The sequence below is a fragment of the Spirosoma knui genome (assembly GCF_054780635.1).
In genome coordinates, this window is record NZ_BAAGVY010000012.1 from 205,962 (window position 1) to 218,619 (window position 12,658).

Consider the following 12,658-nt stretch of genomic DNA (forward strand, 5'->3'; position numbering starts at 1 on the left):
TAACTCATCACTCGTTGTTCATCAGCAACGTTGTGACGCGAAATGGCTATTTCTGACGACGAAAAACTTTTTTAAGAACGGATTAAACCTTTATGAACAAATTAGAATCTAACAGGTTGAAGACTTGCAAAGATAGGTTTTTCTCCTATTTTTGTAATCAATCCGCCCGGCCCTGCGTTATGGACTAAGAAGGGTGGTTCAATGCGCTTACTATACGAAAATTCCCCTTGCCAAATGAATACACAACGACTATATCGCTACCTAACGCTGGCCGCGCTGATGGGTTTCTGGAGCTGTTCCTCCAGCCGTCAGACCGCTCAGAATACGGGCGAAGTCGATGATTTGTACGGTAACTCCTCCAATGCGGTGGTGTATGCCAGCAACTCATCGGATCCTTCGTCAGTGGCTGAACGTCCTTCGCGCCAGCAGCAACGCTTTGACCGTCAGCAACAGCGGTCGTCTTCACGCTACGCCAATCCTGAATACAACGACGAACAGCAGGGGTACAATTCTAATATGGATGAGTACTACACCGAACTGAGCGCCCGGAAATTGAACCGTGGCCTGTCGCCCGATCCAGGCTGGAACGACAACGGAACGAACGCTTACAATTCAGGCTTTGTGAATGGCTACAACTCGGCCATGACCTCCGCCTATAGCTGGAATCGCTGGGGCTTTAACAACACCGGATTTTACAATGGACTCGGACTTGGTCTGGGCATGAGCGCCTTTGGCTACGGCTACAACAGCTTCAATTTCGGCTTTGGCAGTCCGTTTTATTCACCGTTTTACGGTGGGTCGTATGCTTACAGTCCGTTTGGCTACGGTGGCGGATTTTACGATCCGTTCTACAGTCCCTATGCGTACGGTGGCGGATTCTACAACTCCTTCTATTCGCCCTTTTACGGGGGTGGGTATTACGGTGGTGGTCGGCCGGTATACGTAAACAACGTGATTGTGACGGGTGCTGATCCATACCGCAGAACGTACAATTCGCGCTACGACCGCTCGGCTGGCCGTTACAACGACGCTTTTGTGAACGGTCCGCGTACGACCAACGATCCAAACGGAGGTCGTCGGTATAACACCGGTTCGAGCTCGACGGGCAATGCAACCGCAGCGGGCGATTACTACGCACGGCCTCGCCGGAGTGGTAATGGTGGTAACTATTATTACGACAATGGTGCTACCCGCAGCAGCGGTGGCCGCGCTGGGTCGTTTAACAATACGCCTTCGGCTCCGTCCTATAACAGCAGCGGTAGCTCGTCGTCTAACAGCGATTATTACGCTCGTCCCCGCCAGAGCGGTGGTGGCGGTACGTACGGCAGCGGTAGCCGGGGTGGCTACAACGCTCAGCCGAGCTATCAGTCGTCGCAACCAAGCTATCAACAGCAGAGCCGGGGTTACAGCCAGCCGAGCTATCAACAGTCGCAGCCGAGCTATAGCGCACCAAGCCGTAGCTATAGCGCGCCCAGCTACAGTGCCCCAAGTGGTGGCGGTGGCGGAGGAGCCTCCAGTGGAGGTGGCGGCTCACGTGGGCCACGCTAGTTGCTGAGTCAGGTTACAAAATAAAATCCCGCCATTGATGACAAATGGCGGGATTTTTCGTTTCATTGATTGGGTACGATTAAACGTTCATCAATCCGTTTTGTCATAGTGGCATCAGACGCCACAGACACATTAAATACCATGAAAAAATTCTGTTTTATAACGAGCATCACGCTACTCACACAGGCCGTTTACGCGCAGGGGCCTGCCGTTGATTACGCGGATGATGCCTTCCGGTATTCCGATCAGGTCATTTCCGGAACGGCGCGGTTTCGGGGTATGGGTGGTAACCATGCTTCATTGGGTGGCGATGCCAGCACCATCTTCGGTAATCCAGCCGGATTGGGATTCTATAACCGCTCCGAAGTCAGTGTCAGTCCGTCGTTCAACATCAACCGAAACGAGAGTAATTACTTAGGGGGCTCGACAATCGGAACAAAAAACAACGTCAACGTCGGACAGTTCAGCCTGGTTCTAGCGGGCAATAACAGCAACGGAAGTCGTCGCTGGCGTCGGTCTACGCTGGGTATTTCCTATTCGCAGTCGCTAAACTTCAACGAGCTGGTCGATGCAACGGGGATCAATCGGAATAATAACTCGTCATTTACGCAGGCGTATCTGAACGATGTAAACTCGAACAACGTAAATCCCGCTGACCTCGATCTGGAATACGATCCGAGTACAAATTCAGCCGCTACGGGCGCTGGTGCCGCGTATCAGTTATTTCTGATTAATCCGACTGAACTTGCTAATGGCACGGCTGGGTTACCTTACACTCGACCTGATAATTCACCGAATTTGCCACTCAATCAACGCGCGACGTTGACTCGAACGGGAGCGCAGTCGCAATGGTCGATTGCATACGCGGGTAACCTCGACGACAAGCTTTACATTGGCGGTTCGTTGTCGCTGACGCGTATCCGGTACAGTTCTGATTACACGTTACGTGAATACGTAATTGGTGGTGGGGCATTTGACAATTACTCGCGCAACAGTCGACTCGACGTAACCGGTAATGGTATCAATCTATCGCTTGGCATCATTTACAAACTCGATCCGAGCCTTCAGATTGGTGTTACTGCACAGTCGCCATCCTGGTACGGGGTTCGCGAAGATTACAGCCAGACGTTATCGGCTCGAGCCATTGCACCTGCCTTTCAAACGAACGGTATCAATAATATAGCCATCTCTCCGGAGCCAACGTTCAACTACTCGCTGACCTCTCCGTTCAGAGCGTCGGGGGGCGTTACGTATTTCCTGGGTAAAGGCCGTATCGGCCTGATAACGGCTACGGCCGAGTATGCGGGTTACGGCGGGATGCGCGTTCGCACGACGGATTTCGACTCGCAGGGGAATACTGACTTCCGCAATGATGTTCGGCTAGCCGTTCAGGACCGGTACCAGAGCGTAGTCAATTTCAGAGCGGGAACCGAGATTCGGGCAGGTCTGGTACGTATCCGCGCCGGAGCGGGTTACCTGCCTACCGCTTACAAGCTGAACTTATATCGGGTGACGCCTAATGACCGGGACAAAGTGCTTATTACGGGCGGGCTAGGCATCCGAAACGAACGCTTCTTTGCAGATTTATCGGGCAGCTATTACACGTTTACAACCGGTTTAGCGCCGTATGAACTTCCAAATCCGTCCGATACACCGACCGTGTTGACGAAGGCGCAGCGGACCAACGTAACACTTTCGATTGGTACGTTCTTTTAACCAGTATGAAAACTAACCAAAAAGAGGGCTTTTAGAGCCCTCTTTTTGGTTATAAACACTGCCGACACTCATGAGCGTCGGCAAGCCCTGACTTCTTTACTCAACCAATACGCGGAGTACCGACTGTCGTCTGCCCGCTTCGGCTCTTAATAAATACTGGCCCGATGGCATCGTCGTTAGCGGCCATTCAGCTTGTTTCTTACCTGTGAATGCCGGTATCTGCCCCTGCCAAACCGGCCGCCCTGATAGATCAAGTAATTGAATAGCAACGGCCGACCGCTCAGACTGCTCGATTTCCACGCGTAGACGACTCACAATGGGGTTAGGCACAACACGAATGGCTAAGCCATCGCCTGGTTCATTCAACGCGGTCAGGATGAAACTAATCGGATCGGACGGGGGCGATGGGCACCCATTCACGGTGATTGTGGCGTAATACTGACCGCTTTCAAAGGGAATCAGTACAGGCTGGTTACCGTTCGCAACGGGTTTCGCCGGGTCACTTCCAGTTTGTACGTACCACTGAATACCGGCCGTCTGGTTCACAACCAATGTATTGTTCGACTGGCTGATCACCGGTTTGAACGGTGACGGATTATCCGCTTTTATTGTAACAAATGCCGTGGCGGTTGTGCACCGGTTGCTGTCCAGCACACTAACGGTATACGTACCTTCCACCAAACTCGTTTGCGTAGCAGTGCGGGCTTTGAGTGTATCGGTTCGTTCGGTCAGCCAGTAATACGTAAACGGTTTGGCTCCTCCAGCCACCTGTACGGTTGCCTCCCCATTGCTACCACCGGTACACGATACGTTCTTGATAGCACCAACGGAAAGCGTCAGCGAGGCCGCATCGGTAACGACGGCCGCGATCGAGTCCGTACAACCCACTTCGTCCGTAACGCGGAACCGATACGAATTCGGTCGAAGTCCATTGATTTGACTGTTGGCCTGATACGCCTGGCCGATGAGTTGATATTGACGATTGGTGCCCGACCCGCCCGTGCTGACCAGTTGAACCGCTCCCGTCGGACACACGCAGCAGGAAGCAGGAATAGCGGTCGCCCGAAGTTTCAGCGGTTCGGCAACGCCAATCCTGACCGGAAGCAGGCTTGTGCATCCATTCGCGTCGTTACCAACTACGGTATAATCACCAGCCGCTAAGCCGGTGAACACGTTGCTGGCCTGCGGAACGCGCGTGGTCGTTAACTGATATGTCATGGCTCCCGTTCCTCCGGCCGGGGTCACGGTGATTGAGCCGCTATTGGGCCCAAAGCAGTTAACCAACCCGGCAACCGCCGTGAGCCGTAAGGCAGCAGGCTCCGGAACAGCCACTGCTTTTTTCCCCTGACAGCCGTTAGCATCCCGAACTGTAATATCGTAGGTACTGGCTGATAAGCCCGTAAACAGTACTCCCGTTTGAAACGCACTGGTGCCGAGCTGATACTGATACGGCGCCGTTCCGCCCGTAACGGCAACTGTAATCCCCCCATCTACCGAGCCAGCGCAGAGCGTTGGTTTAGCATCGAGCTTGATATCAAATGGATTCGGGGCCGTCACGGATATAGGAACCGTTAGCAGACAATCCCGCTGATCAGCTACTGAAAGTTGATACGTCGTGTTTGCCTTTAAGTTGATGAACGTACCACTGCGCTGTGGGGTACCGAAGTCGAGGAGGTATTGATAATTGCCGTTTCCGCCGGAGGCCACCGCTATTACTCCCCCATCGGTTCCATTTACGCATTTGGTACCAACAACCGTAACGGCAAGCGACAGGGATGGCGGCTGCTTCACTTCGACGTTCGTTTGCACCGTGCACCCGCGCCCGTCTCTTACGGCAATCGGGTACGTACCCGCCTTGAGATTTCCATACCCACTTTCGCTGCTAAAGGGCAGCCCATTAAATTGATATTGTAACGTACCGAAGCCCCCGGTCGCCTGTATGGCAACCAGTCCATCACTACTCCCATTACAACTGGCAGACGTACTAATGGGTGATACAATAATGGCCCGGCTCACCTCTATCGTAACCGTACCCGTTGCCAGGGTTGTACTTGTTACGGCCGTGCCTGTTGCGGCCGTGGTACTGGTCACGCAAGCCGCCGTATACGTCGTAGTTTGCATCGGCGCAACCACAATCGGGTTTCCTGCCTGTGCCGTCGACCAGCGCACCATCCCGGTAGTCGGGCAGCCAGCAGCAGTCAGGGTGATACTCGTACCCGCACAAACGGCCGTTTGGGTAGCGGTTACAACCAGATTTCCCTGCGCGAGCGCCGGACCCGACCAGAAACTACCGAATAGGATAACTAAGGAGATGACTAAAAACCGAGAAAGAAACTGTAAACAGTTTTCCATAGAGGGCGGAGTAGATAAGCGAAAATAGCCCTTCAAGATACATAACTCCGTACCAGCCTATCACGATTTATTTACTTTTCGGCGTTTTCCCTCTTAAAGAGCTCTTCAAGCCAGAAAAGTGCAGTGATAATTAGCTGGTATTTGCGGCAATAGGTATAAAATACGACCAACAGACAGCGCATCGGCTGGCCCGTAAGAATGCAGCTCTAAACTATCGGATTAGTGTTGTATTGCCCGGCCGCCCAGGAGCGGAGAGAAACGGACAGCATGAGCGGTTGGACTAACTTGGGCTTTATTAGTAAAAAAGCCCCCAGTCATCGGGTGCGTCGTTGTCTTTATCGAAGCTGTTCACCCAGTCAACAAACAACAACCGAAACTGCTCAATTTCATCGCGCAGCACGTTCAGATAAGCGGGAGTGGCTAACTTTTCGGCTTTACAGTACGAGGTCTGCGCGAGCAGTTCACGGGCGTGCATCTTTATAATGACCGCATTCTCCATACGCAGTGTGTACAGATCCCCACCTTCGGCCCCAACAATCTTCGGTGCCAGCATCATGGCATTAGCCAGCATCTGCTCATGCATCATGAGCACGTCATCTTCCTTATTGATCGTTTCGACAATGGCCTGAGTCAATTCCATGATCTCATTCGCCTTACGCAAAACCGGCAGGTTTTTGATCCGCCGATTTTCTGCTTCCATTTCGGCGCGGGCTTCTTCCGGATCATAGTCTTCGTCGAAACCGTCCCAATCCATAAAGCTATCGTCGTCCTCGTCGTCAAAGTTCATCGTAAAACGGGAAAGGGGTTTGACTACTTTCTACCAGACAAAGTAACAGAAACCTTTCCCAAAAACAAACCCATATAACCGAAATCTCCTGATCTGACAAATCTGATTGTGCGGCTACCAATCGATTCATCGGCATGGGCGTTTTGCTTCCTAGTAGAGTGGCTACAGGCCGACGTCGTGGGCAAGAGTTTCCGCTTCAATTATTGAAATAGCATAGCCTTTCCGAAACTCTAAACGAGCCCCGACCTTAGACAGTTAAACGGATCGTGAGTATTTCAAGGGTGTCTTATGGCGACTCAAGATTGACCTGATTCGGCTTATTTAACCTGATGAGTACCATCGGCTCCGGCTAGACACGTAACAAGTTCCATCGCCATTTTTCAAGAAAACAGTGCGGCAACTCATACAAAACTAAGGGCAACCTGTATATTTGTTGAGCATACAACCTGCTTCCCACTGTTTCGAATGACGTATTGTTTAGGAATTAAAGTTGCGTCGGGCTTAGTTGCTATTGCCGACACGCGGCTTACATCCGGCACTGAAGTGTCGTCGAACCGTAAGATTTCGGTTCACGAAGTTGAGAATCATTCTCTGTTTATTATGACCTCAGGGTTACGCTCCGTGCGTGACAAAGCCATTACGTATTTCCGGGAAGTACTGCTCGAACAAGACCGTTCCTTTAACAAGCTCTACAAAGCGGTCAATGCCTTCGGCGAACAGGTAAAACGGGTTGCCAAAGAAGATAAAGAGTCGATTGTAGCGAGTGGGCTGAGCTTTAACCTCAACGCCATTGTGGGTGGGCAACTGGAAGACGATGACGAGCACAAACTGTTTATGCTGTACCCGGAAGGCAACTGGGTAGAAGTCGAGCATGGCTCTCCGTTTAAGATCATCGGTAACTCGGGCTATGGAAAACCCTTACTGTTCCGGAACCTGTCGTACGAAACCAGCTTACAGGAAGCGCTTAAGATTGGATTTCTGGCCTTCGATGCAACGCGGGTCAGCGCCAACGACGTCGATTATCCGCTGGACGTAGTGATTTACCCTAAAGACAGTTTCCATATGACCGAATATCGACTCGAAAAAGACGATATGGACGAGGTTTCGCATCAGTGGAGTGCGTTGCTGAGTAACTCGGTACGTAAGCTGCCCACGTACTGGATGGACCCGATCTTCGAAAAGGTACGGGCTGTAAACCATTGAGGCAGGCCGAATGAGCCAGCTTGTTCAGCCCGCCTGTGTGGGGGCGGGTCCGATTCAAGATTCTATCGCTATGCATCTTCACGTTCGGCACGATTCCGAATACACGTACGACAGCCCCGTCGCGCTGGGTCCGCAAACACTTTACCTCTACCCGCGGATGTACCCGTATCAGCGGTTGCTGGCCTATCAGTTAACGATCGACCCCACGCCCTCGCACATTGTCCGGAACATCGACGTAGAGGGCAACGTACAGCAGCTGGTTTATTTCAATCAACCAACCCGCCACTTGCGCGTAACGGCCGAAATGCAGCTTCAGTCCGACGAGTTCAATTCGTTCGATTTCGTGTTATTCCCCTTTGAAACCGAACGCGTGCCGTTCCGCTACCCGAAATCAGTGGAAGATCTGCTTCAGCCTTATCTCCAGCGGGTTGGCGTATCGGATCAGGTCGAAAGCTGGGCGCGGCAGCTGGCAGCTTCGGCTGGCTGGCAAACGACGGGTTTTCTGATGGCGCTGAATCGGGCCATTCAGCAGTTCGTGTACGAAATTCGGGAAGAGGGGGCTCCGCTTCTCCCTGAACAGACGCTCACGTTACGGAAAGGATCGTGCCGGGACTATACAACCCTGTTTATGGCGGCCTGTCGTAGTTTAGGCATGGCGTCGCGGTTTGTGAGCGGCTACCTGTTCGGCAATCCGCAGCATGAGCATCAGCTCCACGCCTGGGCCGAAGTTTACCTGCCCGGCGCGGGCTGGCGCGGCTTCGACCCGACGGAGGGGTCGGTTGTGGTGAACCGCCACATTTTTCTGACCTCAACAGCGAAGCCCGAGTTAGCCGCCCCGATCAGCGGCACCTTTCAGGGAAAGGCCAGCTCAACCCTCCGCTCGGAGCTGGTGTTCATCTGACCTGTTCCACTACGCTTAGCAAAATCAGGTCCTGGCGTAAAGATTGGTCTATCTTTTTTGTCGAGATAAGACCGATTGACTCAGTACTGACGACTATATTTGTAAACTTATCAGAATACTTACCTGACCCATCACGTGGCATTAATTAAGTCTATTTCCGGAATTCGAGGTACAATTGGGGGGCGCAGTGGAAACGGGCTGACGCCTTTGGATGTAGTAAAGTTTTCGGCTGCTTTTGGGCAATGGCTTCGCCAACGCAATCCGGACCGCCATACGGTGGTCATCGGGCGCGACGGCCGACTGTCAGGCGAGATGGTGTCAAAGTTGGTGGCCGCTACGTTACAGGGCCTCGGCCTGCATGTAATTGACCTGGGTTTATCGACTACGCCTACGGTTGAGTTGGCCGTGCCGGGCGAAGGGGCCGCCGGAGGCATCATTCTGACCGCCAGCCACAACCCCATTCAATGGAACGCCCTCAAACTGCTTAACGAATCGGGAGAGTTTATTACCGCCGAGGATGGTGCCGAAGTACTGGCGATTGCCGAAGCCGATTCCTACGAGTTTGCCGAGGTACGTAAGCTGGGGAAATACCAAACGGACACGACCTGGCTTCAGAAACATATTGACCTGATTTTGGCGCTGCCGCTGGTAGATCGGGACGCGATTGCCGCCCGGAACTTCCGGATTGTGGTCGATGCGGTCAACTCATCGGGCGGTCTGGCGGTGCCCATGCTGCTGGAAGCACTAGGGGTTGAGCAGATCACCAAGCTACACTGTGAACCGACCGGAAACTTTGCGCATAACCCCGAGCCTTTGCCGGAGAACCTGCGCGACATCATCAAAGAGATTGAAAAAGGCGGCTTCGACCTGGGTGTTGTTGTCGATCCCGATGTCGATCGGCTGGCGCTGATCTGTGAGGATGGCTCACCCTTTGGCGAAGAATACACACTTGTAGCCGTGGCTGATTACGTTCTGAAAAACAGCTCGGCTGGTGGGAATACCGTCTCAAATATGTCGAGTACGGTTGCCCTACGCGACGTAACGAAGAAGTACGGCGGACAGCACTTTGCGTCGGCAGTCGGCGAGGTCAACGTTGTCGAGATGATGAAGGAGCAGCAGGCCACCATTGGGGGTGAAGGCAATGGCGGCATCATCTATCCAGAATTGCATTACGGACGTGATGCGCTGGTAGGTATCGCCCTGTTCCTCAGCCATCTGGCTAAGTTCGGCAAGTCGGCATCTATGCTGCGCCGGACCTACCCGAACTATTATATATCGAAGAATAAGATTGAGTTAACGCCTGATATTGATGTCGACGCGGTGCTGCATCGTATTCAAACGAAATACGCCCGCAACCCCATCAACACCATCGACGGCCTCAAGATCGAGTTTGACAAAGAGTGGGTCCACCTGCGTAAATCCAACACAGAACCGATTATCCGAATTTATTCGGAATCGGATACGCTGGCAACTGCCGACCATCTTGCCGGAAAAATTATCAACGATATTCGGGAAGTAATCTCGGAGAAGCGTTAGCTTGTTCAGGATCGAACGTAATGAAATGCGCTGAGGACAGTGATAACTCTACTTAGCAAATGCTGCCGAAAAAGAGAATTTCAATTAATAAAAGAAGGGCAACGTACTAATACGTTGCCCTTCTTCATTACTGTGTGTTAGCCTGTGGCTGCTTACCGATTTGTGTACGACGTATTGGTATTATCGGTCAGATCGTCGTCATCGAGCGTAGTGCGGTTCGTTCCTAACGTTTGGTCGGTAGTGCCGATATTCTCGACTTCTACATCCGTGTTGCGAACCGTATCGCGAACAGTTTCTACACGCTCATTTACTTCTTTGCCGACCGAAATTTCTTCAACGACGTTGGCCGTTTTCGAGACTACGGGTACTTCGGCATGTTCGGTTACCTGGATTTGGCCTTCCTGGAACGCATCCAGATCAGCCGCGGTTGCCGGACGGTTTACGGGTGTCCGCTGAATACGTACCCGCTCTTCGCGTAACCGCAGGCTTTCTTCCACGGGCCGTTCGATAATCCGGCTCCGTACCCGAACGCCACCGCGTTCAACTTCGCGTTTGCCTACTTCCAGGTTTTCCTGTATTACTTTAATGGTCTGATCACTGCCCGTGTCGGCCAGACGATTCGTTGTGTCAGTCGTATCAACGTAATCCGTTGTGTCTGCTACGTTACCTGCTGTATAGCCAGTCGTAGTATCATTGTACGACGAAGTGCTATCGTACGACGAGGTAGTATCGTAGGATGACGTACTGTACTGGTTTGCCCGTTCGTCGATATCAACAGCACCGTACTCATCAAGCAAGTCAGCGGCCCGTTCAGCCTCATCCTCCGACTGCGCATGAACCGTTACAATCGAACCCCGTTCGGCCACACTTGTATATTTCCGGGTATTATCGTCGTCATCCCCACCAAATAATGAACTAAAAAAACCGCCAATTCCACTATTATGATCCTCATCGCGATCGAGCCGCGTCGAGCTATCACTGTAAGTGGAGCTATCATTGTAATCTGAAGTAGTCTGAGCTGACAGATCAATATTATCGCGTGAGAAACCATTGCTAACCAATTGGTCCACCGCCCGTTGCGCTTCTGCTGCGCTGTCAAATACGCCGATTACTGTTTGTTGTGCCATTGTCTTGTGGTTTGTTAGTTTGATAAATAGTTACTCTACACTGGTAATTGCATTCAGGGATTCGACGTCCGTTCAATGTGAACTTCTTCCTGACGAAGCGTCACTTGCCGGATGTCGCGTTCCTCCGTTCGCTCTCTGGTTACGTGTACCTCTTCAACTAGTAGCAACCGCTTCTCCGTTACCAATACCTCCTGGATAACCGGAATAATCATCGTCTCGCCTTCTTGTCGAACAGCGGGGGCCCAAGCGACATACTGGTTTATAGGTACTCGTTCAACGCGAACGTTCTCGTGCACAACAGGTAATTCAACTTCCTGCTGTTTTTCATGCACCTTCTTTATAATCGTTACCTGACCGGTCTCAACAATACGTTTACCGATATCGACCTGCTCTTCGAAAACGGGAGTGACTACTTGCTGAGCCTGATGTTGCGGCTGTCCATGGGGCTCTTCCTGTTCCGAAAATTGTGAGGTCAAGTTCATACGTAGTGTTGGGATCAGTTCATGCTGTTGCTGCCGGATTGATCAAATACTGGTCCAACTGCTGATTGTCTGTACATTAGCTGTTTTATTAGCCCCGCATTGTATAATTTATTCTACATATTAAGTAGTCTATTTCCCCGATATAGGCATGCCACTATAAATTCCTTGGAATATTATATTCTCGTGAACTTTAGGATTGAGTTGGTGCTAGAGTAAATCACATTAATAGCCCTTATCCTGAATTGAGTTATTGATGTTTGACTAACGGTTTAATCTTTACGACCCATTACTCAGACATTTATTAGTTAGGTAACTGGGGAGTAATTGTAGAGATAAATACTCAGGATTGCCCAGATTTTTTGCCAACTATAAGTTTCCATCTAAAAACAATATGTTTGATATTCAGCTACTTACGTATCAATAGTTAAACTGGCATGGTTTTGACTCAACTGATAGCGTTCTCAGAACTAACTAAAACGCTTACAACTATGAGAGGTTTCGTGACAGGCATTCTAGCAGGCTTAGCAGTCGGCTACTTGACAGCCCCAAGAAGTGGTAAAGAAACACGCGACAAGTTAACGGACGAGGCTAACAAGCGCTCGAAAGATCTTCAGGATCAATGGAACAAAAACGTAGCCCAGGTGAAAGACGGGTATGAGCAAGTGAAAAGTCAGGTTAACCAATACGTTGGCCAGGCGCAGGAGAAAGTCAATCAGTTTAAAGATCAGGCTCAACAAGCGGCAAACGGAGCCAAGACCAACAATACTAACACGAACAATGATCCCGTAGAATCAGGCGTTTACCATACCGATGGTGCGTTCTAATTCAAACAAGTGCTTTCTGATTTACTCAACACTCTAAAAAATACCCCTATCCCAGTTGGACAGGGTCAGCTTACGATCTCACTCAACGTTATTGAAGAATCAGCGCCAATTAAGACGCAACACGACAAAAGCCGGAGCTACTGTTCCGGCTTTTGTTTTTGGTCTACACGTACTGCCTAGCC

Annotated in this window: 10 protein-coding genes; 6 read left to right on the top strand and 4 right to left on the bottom strand. The window is 51.3% G+C overall.

Going from position 1 to position 12,658, the window contains the following annotated elements:
* The first annotated feature begins 234 nt into the window (after positions 1–234).
* Together ACYVIY_RS22730 and ACYVIY_RS22735 are read left to right on the top strand one after the other, a co-directional pair.
* Entirely contained in the window at positions 235–1,548 is a 1,314-nt protein-coding gene (locus ACYVIY_RS22730) for a hypothetical protein (RefSeq protein ID WP_460978707.1), read from the top strand.
* Positions 1,549–1,689: 141 nt separating this feature from the next.
* Positions 1,690–3,264, top strand: coding sequence for an OmpP1/FadL family transporter (locus ACYVIY_RS22735; RefSeq protein WP_460978708.1), 1,575 nt, complete (start codon positions 1,690–1,692; stop codon positions 3,262–3,264).
* A 96-nt stretch (positions 3,265–3,360) separates the two neighbouring features.
* On the opposite strand, the gene ACYVIY_RS22740 is transcribed toward ACYVIY_RS22735, so the two are convergent.
* Positions 3,361–5,616: a hypothetical protein gene (locus tag ACYVIY_RS22740; RefSeq protein ID WP_460978709.1), complete on the bottom strand. Its 2,256-nt coding sequence runs from the start codon at positions 5,614–5,616 to the stop codon at positions 3,361–3,363.
* Between the two features lie 295 nt (positions 5,617–5,911).
* Positions 5,912–6,403 (bottom strand): hypothetical protein, encoded by a 492-nt coding sequence (locus ACYVIY_RS22745; protein ID WP_460978710.1) that lies wholly within the window; start codon positions 6,401–6,403, stop codon positions 5,912–5,914.
* Between the two features lie 465 nt (positions 6,404–6,868).
* On the opposite strand from ACYVIY_RS22745, the gene ACYVIY_RS22750 reads away from it, so the two are divergent.
* From ACYVIY_RS22750 to glmM, 3 genes are all read left to right on the top strand, one after another.
* Positions 6,869–7,606, top strand: a complete 738-nt coding sequence (locus tag ACYVIY_RS22750) for a peptidase (RefSeq protein ID WP_460978711.1) — start codon at positions 6,869–6,871, stop codon at positions 7,604–7,606.
* A gap of 70 nt (positions 7,607–7,676) precedes the next feature.
* Complete coding sequence (locus ACYVIY_RS22755) at positions 7,677–8,507, top strand: transglutaminase family protein (RefSeq protein ID WP_460978712.1); 831 nt, start codon at positions 7,677–7,679, stop codon at positions 8,505–8,507.
* A gap of 135 nt (positions 8,508–8,642) precedes the next feature.
* Entirely contained in the window at positions 8,643–10,043 is a 1,401-nt protein-coding gene (gene glmM / locus ACYVIY_RS22760; RefSeq protein ID WP_460978713.1) for a phosphoglucosamine mutase, read from the top strand.
* 152 nt (positions 10,044–10,195) lie between these two features.
* Here glmM and ACYVIY_RS22765 read toward each other — a convergent pair whose 3' ends face one another.
* Positions 10,196–11,170, bottom strand: coding sequence for a YsnF/AvaK domain-containing protein (locus ACYVIY_RS22765; protein ID WP_460978714.1), 975 nt, complete (start codon positions 11,168–11,170; stop codon positions 10,196–10,198).
* A gap of 53 nt (positions 11,171–11,223) precedes the next feature.
* Positions 11,224–11,652 (bottom strand): YsnF/AvaK domain-containing protein, encoded by a 429-nt coding sequence (locus ACYVIY_RS22770; RefSeq protein ID WP_460978715.1) that lies wholly within the window; start codon positions 11,650–11,652, stop codon positions 11,224–11,226.
* 488 nt (positions 11,653–12,140) lie between these two features.
* On the opposite strand from ACYVIY_RS22770, the gene ACYVIY_RS22775 reads away from it, so the two are divergent.
* Positions 12,141–12,476, top strand: a complete 336-nt coding sequence (locus ACYVIY_RS22775) for a YtxH domain-containing protein (RefSeq protein WP_460978716.1) — start codon at positions 12,141–12,143, stop codon at positions 12,474–12,476.
* Positions 12,477–12,658 lie beyond the last annotated feature (182 nt).